The sequence below is a fragment of the Maribacter huludaoensis genome (assembly GCF_029350945.1).
GTDB lineage: Bacteria > Bacteroidota > Bacteroidia > Flavobacteriales > Flavobacteriaceae > Maribacter > Maribacter huludaoensis.
Map to the genome: position 1 here is coordinate 1,087,193 of NZ_JARKMS010000001.1, position 18,842 is coordinate 1,106,034.

General features: G+C 35.0%; 23 protein-coding genes. 16 read left to right on the forward strand and 7 right to left on the reverse strand.

The genetic code is table 11. The features are described from left to right. The first annotated feature begins 214 nt into the window (after positions 1 to 214). The 12 genes from PXC01_RS04650 (at position 215) to PXC01_RS04705 (ending at position 8,739) form a co-directional block, all read left to right on the forward strand. Entirely contained in the window at positions 215 to 490 is a 276-nt protein-coding gene (locus tag PXC01_RS04650) for a hypothetical protein (protein ID WP_276471198.1), read from the forward strand. Between the two features lie 18 nt (positions 491 to 508). Further along, a complete protein-coding gene (locus PXC01_RS04655) occupies positions 509 to 874 on the forward strand; it encodes a S24 family peptidase (protein ID WP_276471199.1) in 366 nt (121 codons plus the stop codon). Continuing rightward, a complete protein-coding gene (locus PXC01_RS04660) occupies positions 871 to 2,142 on the forward strand; it encodes a Y-family DNA polymerase (RefSeq protein WP_276471200.1) in 1,272 nt (423 codons plus the stop codon). The genes PXC01_RS04655 and PXC01_RS04660 overlap by 4 nt, the downstream gene beginning before the upstream one ends. An 80-nt stretch (positions 2,143 to 2,222) precedes the next feature. Further along, the gene (locus tag PXC01_RS04665; protein WP_276471201.1) at positions 2,223 to 2,645 is read left to right on the forward strand and encodes a BLUF domain-containing protein; all 423 of its coding nucleotides are present in this window, start codon (positions 2,223 to 2,225) and stop codon (positions 2,643 to 2,645) included. Between the two features lie 257 nt (positions 2,646 to 2,902). Further along, complete coding sequence (locus PXC01_RS04670) at positions 2,903 to 4,108, forward strand: site-specific integrase (RefSeq protein ID WP_073240416.1); 1,206 nt, start codon at positions 2,903 to 2,905, stop codon at positions 4,106 to 4,108. A gap of 104 nt (positions 4,109 to 4,212) precedes the next feature. Next, complete coding sequence (locus PXC01_RS04675; RefSeq protein ID WP_073240415.1) at positions 4,213 to 4,698, forward strand: asparaginase domain-containing protein; 486 nt, start codon at positions 4,213 to 4,215, stop codon at positions 4,696 to 4,698. A 500-nt stretch (positions 4,699 to 5,198) separates the two neighbouring features. Further along, complete coding sequence (locus tag PXC01_RS04680; protein ID WP_276471202.1) at positions 5,199 to 5,483, forward strand: hypothetical protein; 285 nt, start codon at positions 5,199 to 5,201, stop codon at positions 5,481 to 5,483. Between the two features lie 6 nt (positions 5,484 to 5,489). Beyond that, entirely contained in the window at positions 5,490 to 5,624 is a 135-nt protein-coding gene (locus tag PXC01_RS04685; RefSeq protein WP_276471203.1) for a response regulator transcription factor, read from the forward strand. Between the two features lie 271 nt (positions 5,625 to 5,895). Next, positions 5,896 to 6,732, forward strand: coding sequence for an RteC domain-containing protein (locus PXC01_RS04690; protein WP_073240413.1), 837 nt, complete (start codon positions 5,896 to 5,898; stop codon positions 6,730 to 6,732). 320 nt (positions 6,733 to 7,052) lie between these two features. Beyond that, positions 7,053 to 7,337 (forward strand): helix-turn-helix domain-containing protein, encoded by a 285-nt coding sequence (locus tag PXC01_RS04695; protein ID WP_073240412.1) that lies wholly within the window; start codon positions 7,053 to 7,055, stop codon positions 7,335 to 7,337. A gap of 3 nt (positions 7,338 to 7,340) precedes the next feature. Further along, a complete protein-coding gene (locus PXC01_RS04700) occupies positions 7,341 to 8,093 on the forward strand; it encodes a hypothetical protein (RefSeq protein WP_073240411.1) in 753 nt (250 codons plus the stop codon). Further along, positions 8,077 to 8,739 (forward strand): P-loop NTPase family protein, encoded by a 663-nt coding sequence (locus tag PXC01_RS04705; RefSeq protein WP_073240410.1) that lies wholly within the window; start codon positions 8,077 to 8,079, stop codon positions 8,737 to 8,739. Before PXC01_RS04700 ends, PXC01_RS04705 begins: the two co-directional genes overlap by 17 nt. Positions 8,740 to 8,745: 6 nt before the next feature. On the opposite strand, the gene PXC01_RS04710 is transcribed toward PXC01_RS04705, so the two are convergent. The 7 genes from PXC01_RS04710 to PXC01_RS04740 all read right to left on the reverse strand — a co-directional run bounded on the left by PXC01_RS04710 (position 8,746) and on the right by PXC01_RS04740 (position 14,257). Further along, a complete protein-coding gene (locus PXC01_RS04710; RefSeq protein ID WP_073243665.1) occupies positions 8,746 to 9,540 on the reverse strand; it encodes a cation efflux transmembrane domain-containing protein in 795 nt (264 codons plus the stop codon). 1 nt (position 9,541) lies between these two features. Further along, the gene (locus PXC01_RS04715) at positions 9,542 to 11,725 is read right to left on the reverse strand and encodes a TonB-dependent receptor (RefSeq protein ID WP_073240409.1); all 2,184 of its coding nucleotides are present in this window, start codon (positions 11,723 to 11,725) and stop codon (positions 9,542 to 9,544) included. Between the two features lie 67 nt (positions 11,726 to 11,792). After that, a complete protein-coding gene (locus PXC01_RS04720) occupies positions 11,793 to 12,203 on the reverse strand; it encodes a Fur family transcriptional regulator (RefSeq protein WP_073240408.1) in 411 nt (136 codons plus the stop codon). 35 nt (positions 12,204 to 12,238) lie between these two features. Next, entirely contained in the window at positions 12,239 to 12,445 is a 207-nt protein-coding gene (locus PXC01_RS04725) for a GDCCVxC domain-containing (seleno)protein (protein ID WP_073240407.1), read from the reverse strand. Continuing rightward, positions 12,445 to 13,044, reverse strand: coding sequence for a mercuric transport protein MerTP (gene merTP / locus PXC01_RS04730; RefSeq protein ID WP_073240406.1), 600 nt, complete (start codon positions 13,042 to 13,044; stop codon positions 12,445 to 12,447). The genes PXC01_RS04725 and merTP overlap by 1 nt, the downstream gene beginning before the upstream one ends. After that, a complete protein-coding gene (locus PXC01_RS04735) occupies positions 13,041 to 13,415 on the reverse strand; it encodes an ArsR/SmtB family transcription factor (RefSeq protein ID WP_073240405.1) in 375 nt (124 codons plus the stop codon). Before PXC01_RS04735 ends, merTP begins: the two co-directional genes overlap by 4 nt. 212 nt (positions 13,416 to 13,627) lie before the next feature. After that, positions 13,628 to 14,257: an N-acetylmuramoyl-L-alanine amidase family protein gene (locus PXC01_RS04740; RefSeq protein ID WP_276471204.1), complete on the reverse strand. Its 630-nt coding sequence runs from the start codon at positions 14,255 to 14,257 to the stop codon at positions 13,628 to 13,630. 188 nt (positions 14,258 to 14,445) lie between these two features. On the opposite strand from PXC01_RS04740, the gene PXC01_RS04745 reads away from it, so the two are divergent. The 4 genes from PXC01_RS04745 (at position 14,446) to PXC01_RS04765 (ending at position 18,823) form a co-directional block, all read left to right on the forward strand. After that, positions 14,446 to 14,733 (forward strand): hypothetical protein, encoded by a 288-nt coding sequence (locus tag PXC01_RS04745; protein WP_073243663.1) that lies wholly within the window; start codon positions 14,446 to 14,448, stop codon positions 14,731 to 14,733. 271 nt (positions 14,734 to 15,004) lie between these two features. Further along, complete coding sequence (locus PXC01_RS04755; RefSeq protein WP_073240402.1) at positions 15,005 to 17,407, forward strand: TraG family conjugative transposon ATPase; 2,403 nt, start codon at positions 15,005 to 15,007, stop codon at positions 17,405 to 17,407. A gap of 4 nt (positions 17,408 to 17,411) precedes the next feature. Then, positions 17,412 to 17,999: a conjugal transfer protein gene (locus PXC01_RS04760; protein WP_073240401.1), complete on the forward strand. Its 588-nt coding sequence runs from the start codon at positions 17,412 to 17,414 to the stop codon at positions 17,997 to 17,999. After that, positions 17,999 to 18,823 (forward strand): hypothetical protein, encoded by an 825-nt coding sequence (locus PXC01_RS04765; RefSeq protein ID WP_073240400.1) that lies wholly within the window; start codon positions 17,999 to 18,001, stop codon positions 18,821 to 18,823. Before PXC01_RS04760 ends, PXC01_RS04765 begins: the two co-directional genes overlap by 1 nt. Positions 18,824 to 18,842: the final 19 nt, after the last annotated feature.

Sequence of the window (18,842 nt, forward strand, 5' to 3'; positions counted from 1 at the left end):
TTTTACGTTAAAAATTTACCGAAAATCATTCGTAACCATACGTACTTTTGTAGCATTGATTAAGTTTTTGAGTCCCTTCAATTTATTTAAAGGGTTATTGATTGGATTTGGATAACCACCTCGCCTTGAGGTGGTTTTTTTATTTTATCGTCATTGTTAATAATATTTTCAAAAATACATTAAATTATTTGGAATATATCCTGAAATTTGGAGCATGTCCAAAACAGTATTTAGAAATTATGATATTAAGCGTATTAAGGCCCTGCTCAAAGAGATAGGGAAAGAGCGCTATGAATGTGCATTAAAGGATTTAGGGCTAATAGAGCAAAAACCGATTTCTATGGATGGTTTCTTTGTGGAATATGAAACTGACACACATGATATTTATCTATACTACAGGTATCCATCCCGAGTGGTTTTTAAAATTATGCCCGTTTTGGGTTTTTGGAATGTACCTAATGATTTTTGGGTAAGAGAGCGCAAAGAATAATAATGTAATCATATAATAATGAATGATTTAGATAATCGTTTAATTAAAAAGTCAGGAAACAACCATAGGGTTAAAAGCCCTACGCAGACAGGTTTTTCCAGTCCGGCTACACATTACAGTGAACCTCGTATAGATTTAAATGAAGTTTTGGTCACCAATTCGTCTTCAACTTTTTACATAAGGGTGGTCGATGATGAATTTAAAGAGTATAACGTAGTTACCAATGATGTACTTATTGTAGATAAATCTTTAAGCCCTAAAAAAAACCAGTTAGTGCTAGCAACGGTAGACGATAGTTTTAAGATAGTACGTATAGCAAAAGAACATAATCTTGAAATGAATATTTGGGGAACAATAACATATATAATTAAAGCGGTTTTATGATAGCATTGGTAGATTGTAATAGTTTTTATGCCTCTTGCGAACAGGTCTTTAGACCAGATTTAATTAATAAACCGGTAGTTGTTTTAAGTAATAACGACGGATGCGTAATTGCTGCGAACAAGGAAGCAAAAGCTCTGACGGATATTCCCATGTTTCAGCCTATTTTTAAAATACGAAAGTTGCTGGATGAAAATAATGTCACCTATTTTTCATCGAATTATACGCTTTACAGTGATATGTCAAGAAGAGTGATGGATACCTTGATGACCTTTTCACCCAGAGTGGAAGAATACAGCATTGATGAAAGTTGGGTAGATTTGGGATGTCTTAGGCTAGATGATTACACGGCAACTGCACATACAATAAAAGATACGGTATATAAAAATACAGGTATACCTGTGGGTGTGGGTATTGCAAAGACAAAATCACTATCAAAATTGGCGAATAAGTACGCCAAGAAAATACCTAAAAACAATAATGTATATGTAGTGGATAGTGAAAAAAAGAGACACCATTTACTGCTAAATCTTCAAGTGAAGGATATTTGGGGCATTGGTAAGAAACATGCAATTCGGCTTCAAAACAATGGCATTCATTCAGCGTTGGATTTTGCCAATATGCCAGTGGCCTGGGTTAGGAAAGAAATGACGGTTATAGGCGAACGTCTTTGGCGAGAACTTAATAATATACCTTGTTTAGTTCTAGAAACGGAAGCCAATGCTAAAAAAGGTATAGGCACGGCAAAGTCGTTCGGTTTCAAGCTGACCGATTATTCGCTTATAGAAGAAGCTTGCAGTTATTATGTAGCCGAAGTGGCCGATCTGCTAAGACAGCAACAAAGTCTTGCGGCTCAATTAGAAATTTCATTACAGACCAATCAACATAGTGCTATAGATAAGCAGTATAGAAATAAGACGATCATAACGCTAGACACACCGACCGATAGCACTATTAGGTTAACGAAAGAAGCACTTAAAGGTTTGCGAGAAATTTATAAACCAGGCTATAGGTACAAAAAAGTAGGCGTAAACCTAACGCAATTGGTACGCCAAAATGAGGTGCAGACAAATTTGTTCAATAAACCACATAAAAGTGAAAGTGATGTAATTACCAGTGTCATTGATGATTTAAACGGCAAATTTGGTAAAAACAAAATTAAGGTAGCCACCGTAGGGAACAGAACTAAAGAATGGGCATTGATAAAAGAACACAGGAGCCCTAGATATACTACCCAGTGGGGAGAGTTGTTGACTATTGGAAAATTATAGCAGACCGCTTTTTTAAGAGATTGGCAAAATGCATGAACTTTTTTATTAACTTAATGTGCTAAACATACTTTATTGAATAAATGTTTCAACTAACCTACCAATCAAAAATAGCACCTGAATTAACAATTGATCAAATTGAGAACATTCTCATTGATGCACGAAAGAGAAATAACGCTCGGAATATAACCGGATGCCTGGTCTATTTTGAAGAAAGTATTGTTCAGATTTTGGAAGGTGAAAAGAACGATGTAATGGATTTATTCGGTAAAATAGAAAAAGATAACAGACACCACACTTTGGATCTTTTATGGCAAGGTACTTCAGATCAAAGATATTTTCCCAATTGGGATATGGCACTTTATGCCCCGGTAGATGCTTCTCATTATTATGATTCTAAAGAGGTGTTTGTAACCAACATGACCCTATTAGCAGATCTTTCTAAAAAAACAACGGCTACGTTATTATCCTTTTGGTCAACAGTTCGTAAAAAATTGAATGAGTAAAATTTTGGATAAAAAAAGCCACTGAATTTTCAGTGGCTTTTTTTTTAGTAGCGGGGACTGGACTCGAACCAGCGACCTTCGGGTTATGAGTTTTTGATACTAATGCATCATAATAATATAAACATACTGATATTCAATTATTTAATTAAAAATTAATATAATTTGGTATCAAATAATATCAAACGAAATCAACAAATGTTGTACCTATGTTGTACCCAAAATGATTACCTTTATACTGAAGATTTAATAAATTCGATATGGCAACAATTAGAGCAGTTACGAGAAAGAAAAAAAACAAAGCTGGACAGCTTCCTATTGCTATTCGAATCACAAAAGACCGTAAAAGCACCTTTCTAAATACGGGTCAATACATCGATGAAAAGTTTTGGGATGAAAGGAATCGTAATGTTAGAAAATCCCACCCTAACTCCAAAGTCCTCAACAATTTTATAACAGGTAAGCTAGCCGAAGCAAATGACAAGGTTCTCAAATCGGAAATGAAATCTGAGTATGAAACTGTTTCAGAAATAAGAAATAAAATAATTAAGAAGAAGGGTTTAGACTTTTTTACGGTTGCAGATATGCATCTTCAAAATCTTAAGAACAGAAACAAACACCATCAGTACGATACGGAATTTGGTCGATTGAAAAAGTTTAAAGAGTTTCTAGGTAAGGATTCACTTCCTTTTAACAAGCTGGACGTTACAATCCTAAAGAAGTTTGAAACACACTTATTACATCGCAAAAACCTATCGCCTAGAACTGTTGTGAATTATCTGATTCTTATAAGAACCATTTATAATTTAGCTATTTCAGAATCTATTGTAGATAGAGGGTTGTATCCTTTTGGGAAAGGTAAGATGACCATTAGAATTCCTGAATCTCAAAAAATAGGGTTTACCGCCGATGAAATACAAAAACTTGAAAATGCGCAAGGTATAACGGAAGCCCAACAAAAGGCAATTCATATTTGGCTTATTAGTTTTTATTTCGCTGGCATACGAGTTGGGGATGTACTTCAACTAAAATGGTCGGATTTTAATGATGGTAGGCTACTTTATAGAATGAATAAAAATAGCAAACTGGTTTCTCTAAAGGTTCCTGAAAAAGCAATTGAAATAATCGAAAATTATAAGGATGAATCAGAAAGCAACGGATTGGTGTTTCCTCAATTAAATCATATAGACCTAAATAATACCGAGGAAGTTTCAAAAAGGACACAATCCATTACCAGAAACCTAAACAGAAGGCTAAAAATTGCAGCAAAGCAACTAGGCATAACTAAAAACATAAGTATGCATATAGCTCGACATAGTTTCGGAAATATTTCTGGGGATAAAATACCAATTCAAATGTTACAAAAATTATATCGTCATTCTTCGGTGACCACAACAATACGCTACCAAGCAAACTTCATCAATAAAGATACTGATGATGCGCTTGATAGTGTCATTAATTTCTAATCATACTTGTATGTTTAATCTTAAAATTTATCTACATTAAATCCCCTCAAAACCATTATAAAATATTTCGGTTAACTTTAAAAGTATTACAATGACAATTAATTATGATACATATATTCACAACGGGCGGCACAATCGAAGGTTTGGATTATGAAAATGACCAAGGTGTTACAGAAACTAATATAACAATTAAAGACTTTTTAGATAGTGCAAATGTTGACTTTGAATATACCATCGAAAGTATCTTTAAAAAGGATAGTCGAGCTATTACTGAAAATGACCTTGAATTGCTTGTCAGTAAGATAATTGGAACTAATGCGACCAAAGTATTAATTACACACGGTACTTTCACGATGGAAGCTACCGCAAACTATATAGGAAAGCTCAATATTGGCAAAACTATAGTTTTAGTTGGGTCTTTCATTTTAGGGTCGTCTGCTAATACGGATGCCCCATTTAATTTAGGGTATGCAATTAGCTCACTACAATTTCTAAAGCCAGATGTTTATATTGCTATGAACGGAAAAGTATTTCATTGGAACAATGTTTCAAAAAACTTAGAAACCAACAAATTTGAGCATAATGAATAGTAACATTATAAATGTTTGGTACATCTATACATTGGACAACGTTTTTCTATCTATTGCTAGATACGTTTATTGTATTGTTTGCAATTTACGCTTCTAGAAAACAGAACTGTAGGAGCCTTGAACGTTTTATCAGTCTAGGCTTACTTTTTATTACATACAATATTACAGGCGGTTTACTTCCTGTAGATAGCTTACCAGGTCCAATTATTCTTCAATATATCGTTACCTATAGCGTGGCCATTGCCCTTTGCGTTTTCATTATATACCACTTATATAAAGAATACGATATAGTAGTTCTATCCTTTAAATCATCTGTTCGGAATGTTGCTATAATGGTAGCAGTCTGTTTTTTAATATTATTTATAATTCCTTATTCACTAACGGACAATCTTAATTCGGCAAGACTTTTTTTTTCAATTCCGATTTCGATAATTGCCTTCGTTTTTCTAGCCATTTTCTATCGTCGAATATCAATACCAAATAATCCTAAGCCTGTTATCTTGAGAAGGAACAAACTTTCATTAATTGGCGCATCAAGTATTGCATTGCTTCCCGTTTGCACGCTGATAGGCGATTATCAATGGCTTACATTTAGCGTAATGAATATTGCATTTTACGCCATTACGACCATAGAAATCGACAGGTATCTTTATTTTATCGAAAACAAGAACAGGATGTATCAGGTTTTTGCGTTGAAGAAAAAGCATAGAACCGAATTAATAAAGAATAAGATTATCTATGAAGATTTGACCCGGCGTGAAATCGAGGTTGCAGTTTCCATTTAAAGTAACTTGAGCTACAAAAATATCGCTAAAGATTTATTCATCGCTGAAAGTACAGTATCAAAACACGCTTCCAATATTTTTAAAAAGAGTGGCGTGAAAAATAGAACTGAATTTTTAAAACGATTCCGGAAGAAAAAGTAATAGCTACCAAAGACTTCAAACCTAGTGTTTACAGTAAATGACTGTAGTTCCGTAGAAAAATACGGTATATTCCGTAATTAAGTACGTCACATTTTCTTGACTTTATTTTACTAAAAAAGTAAATTAACAAGAATTCCATTACAACCCTTGCAAAACTTGATTTTTTTAGAATATGGGTGCGATTTAATCTAGTTTAAATCACAAAAATATCCTTTTTGAAACCTTTAATTAAAACACGTTAATATGTTTTACACTTTTAATACGCCTTCTTATGAATTTACAATTATTATCAAAAAAGCTGATAAAAGATTTGGATGATGTTAGAATTCAAAATGATGACATCTTGGAAAGGGCGTATCAATCCATCGCACTATGCAGCAGTTTACTCAGCACCTTTAAGAAAGAAATTCTTAGAGAAGGATTTAATACCATCAAGGACGAAATAACATTCTTTAAGGAAACCAAGCAAATTCCGCTAACAGCACTAATTTATTTTTCAGAGATACATTCTTTTGAAACACAGTTCCCGAAGGCGGGTAAAAATAATCAGTTAAAATATATCAAAAAGAAAATCAACAAACTCAATCGTTTCTTCTTGTATAATATCGATTTTGGGCGTTATATTAATTCTGAAGCAGTTCATTTTGATAAAGAGTATTATACAAGAGACCATATGAACACTTTTCGCATTATTACCTCAAAATTCTATTTTCAAGACCCAGAATTTTGCACACCAAGAGATATGCTTTTAGGAAAGTTCAAGGCGTTCAATTCTCTGATAATTTATCTGGATGAAAAAAAAACTCGAATTCAGAATGGTTCAAATGTCCCTTTAACTTCAGCTACATCTTTTCAAAAAATCCGGTGGCCGTTTTCTAATACGGATTGGGTAGAATTGGTCTATGCCCTTTGTGCAAAAGGTTTAGGCAAGCAGGATAATCAAAGTATAATGAAAGTTTCTAAGCGATTGCAGCAGGTATTCGATTTTGAGCCAAAAGACATTTACAAAACTTTTCAGGACATTAAAAATCGGAAAAATAGTAGAACTCTTTTTCTTGACGACCTTTCGATAGCACTTCAAATCGAAATAAAAAAGAGCGAAGAATAAGCCTTTAATGATTTCCTTAAACTCAATTTTAAAATGTTAAAATAAGACCGTACTACGGTAGACCTACGGTCTTTCGATTTTGAAAACTTTTTTCATTTATTTTACTATGATTTGGCGTGTGATTTCTATTTTATGACCTTCAAAACACTACAGAACATATCAAATTTCAATATGTTAAATTTTGCCCGTACTACGGTCGTACTGGGGAATAAAATCCGATAAACCTATTCAAATTTGTAGAACGAAAGTCAAATCAGGTCAGGGGCTATCAATTAAAAGTTCAAACTCAGATAGTCCCTCACCATTAAACCCGTTTTATTATGCCGACAAGTATTATTACCACAGACGACCTTCGGGAATTCAAACTAGAATTACTCGATGACATTAAAAAACTATTGACCAATCAGGCCAAGGGAAAGCTCAAGAAATACCTCAAATCTTCCGAGGTTATGGATTTATTACAAGTAAGTCCAGGCACCTTACAAAACCTACGTATCAATGGTACATTGCCTTACACCAAAGTTGGGGGAATCATTTACTATGATTCTGAAGAAATTCAAACGATAATGACCGCCAACCGAGTGCAGCACGGTCTTAATTCTTAGGCGATGAACTATATAAAGCTACTCAATGCGGCTTTTGAAAAGTTCTTTTTTGATGACCGGCTCAATCCTACACATATCAGTTTGTATATGGCGCTGTTCCAAGAATGGAACAGCTCTAGATTTGCGGATGAATTTTACGTGAACCGCAGGGATTTGATGCTTGCGTCTAAAATAGGCTCAAAATCCACATACCACAGATGTGTGACCGATTTAAATGCTTGGGACTATCTAAGCTACTTTCCTTCCAACAATCCATATAAGGGCAGTAAAATCAAGATGTCCATTATCGGGACAAGTGATGAACCGGATATGGGACGGTACAGTCCCATATTAGAACAGGTTGCGGAACAGTACCGTCCCAATGGTGTACCGCTTACGGGACAGCACCATCCCATAAACGGACAAGCTGTGGACTTGCACCCTCCCATAGGTGGACAAGCATTAGTATCTACTATAAACAATACCAAACAAGTAAACAATATAAAACAACCAAAGGGCTGGCAGGCCATTATTGATTTTTTTATTGAAAAAGGTATTAATGCTGATGAAGGAAAAAAATTCTATAAACACTATGAAACTCGTAATTGGCAAACTAGCGACGGAAAAGCGATTAGAGATTGGCGCGCAGTAGCTACAAATTGGATGGATAGAACCGAACTTTTCGCTGAGGAAAACAAACCAAACTTTAAAGAGGCGTCCCAAATCAAGGACAACTTGCGAACCACTAAAAACAAAGACTATGGACAACCCCTCTAAAATTAACGAAGGTGGCGTGGAATATTCGCTAGGAAAATTTGATGGCAAAAGTGTTCTCTACGATTTTGATAAAATCTTGATTTACTTGAATGCCAAAGGCCGACAATTATTCGGAAAAAATTTCAGAATTTACGATGAAGATATCACAATCATCCGAAAGCTCTGCCACTATTTTATCAAGGATAAGGACAATTGTGAAAAGTATGGAATAGACATTGACAAAGGCATTTTGCTTTCTGGACCCGTAGGCTGTGGAAAAACAAGTTTAATGAAATTATTGCGACACATCGTACCGCTACAACGACCGTACGAAATGATTCCGTGCAGGAATGTTGCTTTTAGCTTTAACCACCTAGGCTTTAAGACTATTGAAGATTATGGCAGTACCAAATTCTATTGCTTTGATGATTTGGGTATTGAACCTGCAGGAAGATTTTATGGTAAAGATTTAAACGTGATGGGCGAAGTATTACTTTCCCGATACGAACTTTACCTTGAGACCAAACATAAAATGAAAACCCACGCTACAACTAATCTGAATGCCGAGGAACTAGAAGAACGCTATGGTAATCGCGTTCGTAGCAGAATGCGAGAACTGTTTAATTTGATTGCTTTTGACAAGCGGGCTGGGGATAAGAGAAAGTAGAATAAATTACTTACCAAGTTTTAAAATTCTAAAAGCACCTTGAATTACCAAGACAAATACGATTGTTCCGATAATCAAATCAGGTTTATTAGAATTTAGCCAATTGACCAAAACTCCTGCGGTTATAACCCCTAAATTAATAATGACATCATTAGAAGTAAAAATCATACTCGCTTTCATATGTGCCTCTTCTTTGCTTTTGGACTTTTGCAAAATATAAAGGCACAAGCCGTTCGCAATAAGTGCAAAAATTGAAACGATAATCATTGTCGAAAAATCGGGAAGCCTATCGGCTCCGAAAAATCTTCTCAACACTTCCACAAATCCAATAATTGCAAGTGTTATTTGAAAATATCCAGCTAATTTTGCAATGCGTTTTTTCTTAATCAACGTTCCTCCAACCGCAAACAAGCTAATTCCATAAACAAAACTATCCGCAAGCATATCCAAACTATCCGCAACTAATCCCATTGATTTTGAAATCAGTCCTGTCGTCATTTCAATAATGAAGAAGGCGAAATTAATTGCAAGAACAATCCAAAGTAACCTTTTTTGGCTTGTTTTTTCATCAAAATCCGTTTCGTGGGTTTGTTCTGTTGAAATTTTCTTTCCTCCTAATTTCAATTCGTCAATCGACTTTTCAATTTGGTCTGCCTGTCCGTTGTGAAAAACGGTCAGTTTTCGTTTAGCGATGTCTAAGTCAAGGTTTTTAACTTCTGGAATTCCGTCCAGTTTCATTCGGATTAGGTTTTCCTCGGAAGGACAATCCATCTTGCTAATTTCAAATACCGTTTTGTTCATTTTAGTCTTCATCTTCGTTTCCAAAAGGTTTAATAATTACTCCTACACTAAAAATAAAACCGTCCGTAGGCGCATAAATTTCTGGAAATTCTGGATTGTCGTGTGGTGGCAAAACCAAAGGTGAAAACCTACTTTGTCTTCTGTCTGTAAAGTTTTCAAAATTTACAAAGGTTGTTCCCCATTTGAAATTGCGCATTAAAAGCAATCCCATAGTTATAAAATCCGTGGTTTCTGTGCCATTAGACAAAAACTGCTTTCCTGTGTAAAAAGTTTCATAACCTATGCGCCATTTATCAGATTCGTACATTAAAACGCTACCTGCATTATGTTTTGCTGTGAGCGGTTTTTGCGGATTTCCTGCCAAATAGTTCAGCTTTGTATCAATGAGTGCATAGTTTAAAAACCATCTAAAATCCTTGTACGTAAATTTAATATTGGTTTCCGCTCCCTTGCTTATTATTTTATCGGTTGCATTTTCAAACATAAAAAATCCATCGTCTGTTGAGTTTAATAATAGCCCGTTGTTAATAGCTGAAACGTAGAAGAGTTGGTTAACACTAAAACCTACCACATCGAATAACCTTGTTTGGTAATTCACATCAAAATTGACACCATAGGAACGTTCTGCCTTTAAAGCAGATTTATCTATAGCAAGTACATTTTCAAAACTGATATATTCCGCCTCTTCGGTGAAAATATCTGGAATTTTATAACCTAATCCACCACCAATTCTGCTCGAAAATCCGCTGTCGTTCTTGTAAAGCAAGGAAACTCTTGGAAGTGGAAAAAAACCGAAATCTGTATTGTAGTCTGCTCTTAATCCTGTTTCTAAAATCCAACTATCTGAAACGTCGTAAATGTTGTTTACAAATGCTCCATAAGTAACGTCTGATTGGTCTCGTTGTAATGTCGCATTATCATTTTCATCAAAATTAGATGTGTATAAATTTGCACCAAAAATCCAATCGGTTTTTTTGGATGCCTTTTGATAGTTGATTTCTGTGAATGTATTGGTTTGTTTGCCGTCAAAACTGAAATCGGTAATAGATAGTTTTCTATCGAAAAATGAGATGCTATTCTTGATGTTCAATGAACTGACCGAATCTATCTGTGTTTCGTAAACAGCCTGACTGGTCAATCTTTTAGAAAGATTTTCTTCGGTATATTGATGAATCCCATTTTCGCCACTTTCAATTTTTGTAATGTCTCCACCAATTCTGTCGTCATAAGTTCCATTTAAACCTATCCAAAAAGTTGTTTTTTCTGAAGGATAATAAAAGAATTTGGGGTTAAAAGATAACGAAGTTGTTTTTGGTAGATTGCTGAAACCATCATCTTCTGGGTCATACGCTTTTTGGTAATGACCAGAACTGTATAATGAAACTCCAAATTTTTCATTTCGCTTACTATAAAAGACATTTGCTGTACTACCCAACGCTTGTGTTTGAGTTAGCATAATATCCAAAGATGGTTCTTCATCAGGTGTTTTTGATACCATATTTATTAAACCCGCAATAGCCCCTCCTCCATAAAGTGTAGAAGAACTTCCTTTTATTATCTCAAATTGTTGTAGGTCTAGAGGCGGAATTTGTAAAATACTCAAACCACTTGAAAATCCACCATACAAAGGAAATCCGTCTCTTAAAAGTTGTGTATAACGTCCATCGAGACCTTGAATTCTAATATTGGTGTTTCCACTACTTAACGAGGTTTGTTGCATTTGTATTCCGGTACTTTCACGAAGCACCATTGAAATATTAGTCGGATTCATTACTGCTTTTTCGCCTAATTCTTCCGCACCTATAAATTCTATTCTCGTAGGTATTTTTCTAACAGTTCGTGTACTTCTTGAAGATTGTATTACGACTTCATCCAATTCATTTCCTCCCGATTCGAGCTTGAAAGAGAACTCTTTTTTTGTGCCAACCTCAATAGTGGTTTCAATGGTTTTAAAACCTACATATGAAATTTTTACGGTTTGGTTTCCATTTGGGATTTCTGTAAATGTGGTAATTCCGTCAAAATCTGTTACTGCTCCTTTCTCTAATTCTTCAAAATATACAGTCGCTCCCAATAATGGCCCATCTGTTTCGGCATCGCTCACAGAAATGGAAATATCACTCGTTTGTGCGAATGATATAATTGATAACATTAAAAATAATGTGTTTAAAAATACTTTTTTCATTTGCTTATTCTGGTTTTTAAGAATATTGCAAATGTATTTAGCATTTACCGCAACTCGATTGCAAAGATTATCTGTTGCAGTTGTCGCACAGGCCTTTCACGACCATATTTGCTTGTTGCAACTTGAAATTTTTTGGAAGTTGAATATTGGGAATAGGAACGTCGAAAAGACAAAACGTTTTGTCGCAGTTAGTACAATAAAAATGATAGTGCAAATCTTTTGGGTCGCAGTTACAGCCTTCCGCACAAACTGCATATTTGGTCATTCCAGAGCCATCTTCAATGCTGTGGATAACTTTGTTTTCCTCAAATGTTTTTAGTGTTCTGAAAATAGAACTTCTATCCGTATAGGGCAGCGCATTTTCAATATCCTTTAATGATTGAGCTTTTTCTAGGCTTAAAAGATGGCGCAGAACAACCATTCGTACTGCGGTGTTTTTTACTTTTTTTATTTTTAGGATTTCTTCTTCCGTTTGCATTTTCCTAATATATCATTTTTTAGAGTATTGTCTTTTCAGCAGCAACTTTTGTTTTCTTGAATCGGCGGACAAGGCACAGTTCCGTAAGAACAATAAACACAACAATCTCCTTCATTTGGTTTTAGAACCGTTTTGCAACTCTCACATTCATAAAAGAATTGACAAGATTCCGTTGGCATTTCTTCTACTTTTTTATGTCCGCAGTTTGGGCAAGTTATTTCAGATGTCAATATAGTTTCCATTATTTTTCTTTTTTGTCGGTCACGTTATAACCTGTAGAATTAATTGCTTTCTCAATTTCCGCTTCATTGGTCTTGGTTTTATCAAATTCAATGATTGCATTTCCACTTTCGTATGATGCTTTTGAGCTCACGATTCCGCTGAGTTTATTTACTTCGTGGTTTACGTGTTCCTCACAACCCGCACAGGTCATTCCACTAATTTTAAATTCAGTTGTTTTAATATCCGATTTATCTACTACGATAATGTGTTTTGCCGTGTCTGGGTAAAAAATTCCTGAATAGTATGGAAATGCCAACATTACTATTGCAAATACAGTTATAATTCCTAAAAAAGTTTTGGACTGTGTGAATTTTGGTTTTTCGTCTGTCTCACATTCACAATCGATTTCCTTTTTAGGCTTTAGCATTTGATACCAGGCAAAACAAAGAACTAAAATTGTAAGCCCGATTAGGTAAGGTCTAAAAGGTTCTATCCAAGAGAATGTTGAAGCAATCCCACTTGTTCCTGCGATAAGAGCCAAAACAGGCGTAATACAGCATAAGGAAGCTGTAATTGCAGTTAGCAAGCCTGCTCCAATTAATTTATTTTCACTTTTCATATTGCTTCTAAAACTTTGTTCTTATCAAGTATTGCGAAAAACGGATTGAGTAGTTTTTCATATTCAGCGGTCAATGAGTAATAAATCGTTTGGGCTTCTCTATCGGTTTCTAATAGATTTCGGTCTTTCATTTTTCTCAAATGCTGGGAAATGGCCGAAATATTCATTCCAAGAATATCACTTAAATCACAAACGCAAAGCCTATCTTCTTCAAAGAGTAGGTATAGTACTTTAAGTCTTACGCTATTCCCAACTAATGAAAGTCCATTCGCCAAATAGTCGAACGATTCGTTTAATTCCGAAACCGTGTCTTTGCAACGATTAATTTGTTCTAAATCGGCTTGTTGTCTTATGCAAGAATTATTGTCCATAAAGCAAAGTTACATTATTTTATTATTTAAGCAAACACTTAAATATATAATATTTAATATAGCAATTATTTGATTAATAGAACTGCTAGAAACAAATGGCAGTAGTCTAGTTTCTAAAAGACTTATATAATAAAACTACTTCTGCAATAAATTGTAGTACAATAGCTTTTAAACTTTTTGTCAACTCTAAAAATATATCTTTCATAATAGTATTAGTTTTTAATAGATAATAAAATGACTAAGGCAATTAATTTGATATTCTTAAAAGCAGAAATATAACTGCTTTCATCCCTATTACTCAAAAAACCCAGTTCCAAAAGAACCGAAGTACAATAGTCAATAGTTTCACGTAGTACCTGAAAATTTGCAAACTTCACTCCTCTACTTTTATATCCTATGGCTTTGCAAAGTGCTTTTTCAATTTGATAACCTGTATAAATAGATTCTTTGGAATTATTTGTTCCCTTTTGTGAAGCATAAACTTCTATCCCTCTTGCATCTGGATTATCTGAATGATTGCAATGCAGCGACACAAACAAATCGGCTTTTAGAGCTTTGGCCAGTTTTGCTCTATCCGATAACGAAATGAGTGTATCAGTATACCTGGTTAAATAAATATCCAAAGGGGTATCTAATTTATTATTCAGCTTCAAAATGGCATTCGCTATATCCAATACAACATCCTTTTCTTGGATTTTATTTATGCCTATCGCACCGGTATCTTTTCCACCGTGTCCAACATCAATTATAATTCGTTTTTTAGTACTTGTCTCTTGTCCCAAAACGATACACATTTTTAGAAGCAAAAAGACAAAACTGACGTTTTTGAGCACTTTTTTCATTTTCAGTTTTTAGGTTATCAACAATTTCCATTCAAAAAATCATAGAATTTGATGCCAAATAATAGTAATTAAATTCAATGGATTTCAAATAATATTTTTTTCACAAATATTTGATTATCAGTTATTTATGTACAAATATATGTAAATTTCAGAAAGAGAAAATGAATAAAAATTTAAACAGTTTTATTATGAAAAAATCAATCTATTTAGCAACTTTTTTATCGTTGCTCTCAACATCACTTTTTGCACAAATTGGTGGCATTGAAGATTCCGTTAATGATGTGGGCGATACCATACGTACCATCTTTCCAATTTTACTTGGTGTCATTTTTTTAGTTGGTTTCCTGTTTAATGCAGGGCATTTCTTTGGGGAAAATGCAGACCTTAAAAAAGGGATTACCAGAGTGCTAGTGTTTGTTTTGATTGCTGGCGCAGTTGTCGGCATCTTCACATACCTAATAGGAATCGTAGTATAGATGAAACGCTTCGAGGTCTATAAAAACATTAGGAAACGGGCGGTCATTTTTGGGCTGCCTATTTCCCTGTTTGCGTTAATGATGGTTTCCATTTTGGCTTCGCTGCTCATCATAATCTTCTCTTTCAGCTTCGGGATAATAATTGGAATACTCGTTTTTAATGCTGCCTTGTACGTAGCCTTAACGAGAATAACACATAACCCACAAATTTTTCAGATGGCTAATGCTTTTCCGAGAATAATAAGTAACAAAAGAAACTCTGGCTTCAACTATGAACAAGATTAATCTTTCAGCATATCAACCTATTGTAGATATTCAAGACAATATCATATTTGCCAACAATGGTAATGTTGTCCTGTGCTATGAAGGTACGTTACCAGAGATTTATTCATTGTCCGAAAAAGACTTTGAAGATATACACGGTGCTTGGTTTCAGGCTTTGAAATCATTACCTATTGGTACTGTAGTGCAAAAACAGGACATATATCTTAAAAAAACATACACTTCAGAAGCGCTTCCAAATACAACGTTTTTGGAAAAAGCAACACACGACCACTTCAAAGGACGTGATTATATGGAACATCGTTGCTTTTTGTTCTTTACGCTCACTAAGAATAAAGCGCTGAACAATTCAAAATATGTCAACCCTTTCCGTAAAGTTTCCAAAGGGATTACACAACAATTGGATGACAACGTTAAGAGCTTTGTCGGTTCTGTTAGTGATTCTGTTTCCTTCATAAACAATAGTCGAAAAATGAAATTTGCTTCGCTTAAAGCGAAAGATATTCAGCAGTTAACGAATGGATATTTCAATGGTTTTAATGAAGGGTTTGACACCGATATCATATTAGATAAAAAAAGCGTCAATATTGGCGAAAACCATTTTGATGCCCTGGCTATCAATAGCGAACTGTGCTTTGGCGAAAGTGTACAGAGTAGCAAGACCAATGAGAAATTCACTTCTGACGATTTTGTGTTTCATCAAGGGTTTATTGATGGCTTAGGGCTCACGCTTAATGAAAATCATATTGTCAATCAAATCCTTTATCTGGATGACAAACAGAAGTGGCGCAAGCTACTGGATAAGAAAGTTGAAGAACTTAATAAAAGTTCCAACTTCGGTTCGCAGAATAAAGTAGTCCTCGGTAAAATTCAGCATATCCTTGACCAAATCAACGCTGATGATAATGCACGTATTATTCGAGGTCATTTAAACATCATCTATTGGGACAAGAACCCAGAAAATTTAAGTCGAATCGGTTCAAAAATAAAGACCGAGTTTAAGGAACTAGACATTATTCCTTACTATCCTAGAGGTGAGGAACGAAAGAATTATATCCTAAATAGTTACTGCTGTTTTTCTTCAAACTTTTCAAATAACGATTTATATGTTACCGATTTAAAACACGCTTTATGCCTGTTCATCAATAACACCAATTATAATTCTGATACTACCGGAATCATCTTTAATGATAGGGAACATAATGTGCCTGTTCTTAAAGATGTTTGGGACGAACGCAAGAAGCGCATTAAGGCAAGAAACTTTGCCATTTTTGCACCTACTGGCGAAGGCAAGTCCTTTTTGGCAAATAACATTCTGCGCCAGTATTTTGAAAGTGGTGTCCGCCTGGTCATAATTGACCTTGGTGGATCCTACACCAAATTTGCCAAACTCTATCCCGAAAAATATACTGTGCTTCGCTATGAAAGTGGCAAAAATTTAGGCATCAATCCTTTTTATATAAGTGATAAAAATGACCTAACACCAGAACGTTTGGAAGACTTGTCCGTTTTCTTGTTTGAACTTTTCGCCTCAGATTTAAAAGTTACCAAAGCACAATCGGTTTCGGTTAAAAAGATACTACGCCATTATTACAATAATACTTCAGAAAATCATTCCTTAGATGGTTTCTACAACTTTATAGAGAGGAATCAGAAAGATCTTCTGGACACCTTAAAAATCCATCCCGACTACTTCAATATTACAAGCTTCTTGCACGTAATGTCCGAATATGTCGGCGATGGTCTATATAGCTTCCTGTTTGAAGTTAGTGAAGACCAAACCTATAAAATTGAAGACAAACGCTTGATTGTGTTTGAACTGGATGAAGTCAAGGACAATAAAGAAATCTTGTCCGTAATGTTGAAGTTGATAAAGTCAGCCATTCAAAGAACGATATGGAAAAATCGTGCTGAAAAAGGCATCATCCTTTTCGATGAGTTTGCAAAGCAACTGAAGTTTGATAATGTACTGGAAAGTGTGGAATTCTATTACCAAGCCATCCGTAAACAAAATGGTGCTATTGGTATTATTCTTCAGTCGATAAATCAGCTTCCAAATAATGCAACATCGGCAAGCATACTTGAAAACACACAAGTCATTTATAGCCTGAACAATGAAAAGGGTTATGACGAATTGGTCAAAAGACTCAACCTATCCAGCCACGATTTAAACCAATTAAAATCCATCAAAAACAATCTTTCTGGTCCACGGAAATACACCGAAATGTTCATCAAAATAGGCAAGGAAAGCAACATTTTCAGGTTAGAAGTTCCCAAAGAAGTGTATGCAGCTTACTTAACGGATGGACAAGAAAACGAGGAAATAATGAAGCTCTACGATGAGCATCACGATATGGAAAAAGCAATAATTGAATTCACATATAAAACATAATATTATGAACACAAAAATCAAAACAATCTTGTTCGGACTAATCTTCACGGTAGCCATTTTATTGCCTGGCGGTGCTACTGCCCAAGGAATGCCCACTTACGACAATACCAATTTTATCAGTTTAGTAAAACAACTGGTAGAATCTGGAAAGCAGACAGCTCAAATGATTAAGTCCGTACAGTTCTTGAAAGATGCAAAAGAAAGCATTGAGAAAGTATCGAGTGTGGTACAACAACTTAGAGCAGTTGAGCAAATTGCACAAAACAATCAACGCCTTATTAATGTAATGCAAAACGACTTACAGGATATTTTAAACTCGCCTTACATCAAGCCCGAGGAAGTAACACGGGTTGCGGAATCATTTGATGCCATAGTCCAAAACTCATTAGATACGGTTGATTTTATGGGTGAAATTTTATCAAGCGATAACCTAAAAATGTCGGATGCTGAACGTGCTGAAGTTTTAAAGGAAAAAGAACTAGAATCTAAACAAATGGTTTCCAATATTGAGACAAAAACGAAACGCTACAGGGATATTATTTCCTTTAGAAAAATGCAGGATAAAGTCAATAACCGCGAAACAGATTACTAATGAGTTTTGGGCTTGAATATGTAGATGCAGTCTTTCAAACGATAAAGGCAAGTGATTTTTCGCAATACACCATTGCTGGAATGAAAACGCTTGCTGTACTATTCTTTTTGGTCAATATCCTAAAAAAATATAATGAAGGGGTTGCGGATAAAGATGGTTATACCTGGGGGCTAAGTCCTTCGGAACTCACAAAGAATTTTGCAGTTGTTCTTCTGGTGATTTTCTCTACACAAGTACTAGGTTTTTTCGATAGCATCCTAGTTTCCATTGAAGGGCAGTATCGTGGTACAGCACCAGCTTTATTGCCTTTGCAGATGCAGGATATTCCCATTGAAGAAGATGTCAATATTATCGAGGTCGCAACAGCAGCAATGACGCTGCTATATGAAGCATTGGTGACACCACTTTACGGGTTCAAAATACTTGCATTTATTATTAGCCTTTTCCTCTGGATTTTGGATTTGTTCATCTATCCGTTATTCCTTTCAGAACGTTATTTTTTATTGGGCATAATGCAAGCCTTCTTCCCCTTGGTTATAAGTTTAGCAGTTTTTGGAAAATTCCGTTCGCTTGCTTATACATTTTTCAAGTTGTACGCTGCGGTCTATATGTTGGTGCCAGCCTTCTTTTTGGTCAATGTATTTGTAAACGCTCTCTATACTGAAATCAATACAAATTTTTGGACAAACCTTTTTGGGACAGATGTTGGCCAGGGCTTTTTTGCACCTGTCGTTCAGCTTGGGTCTGTTGGTTTCATTCTTTTTCTAAAGTTCAAATTATATAAACGCGCCACATCTTTTACGCTCAGATTGTTTACTGCCTAAGGCAGATTAAAAATAGAAA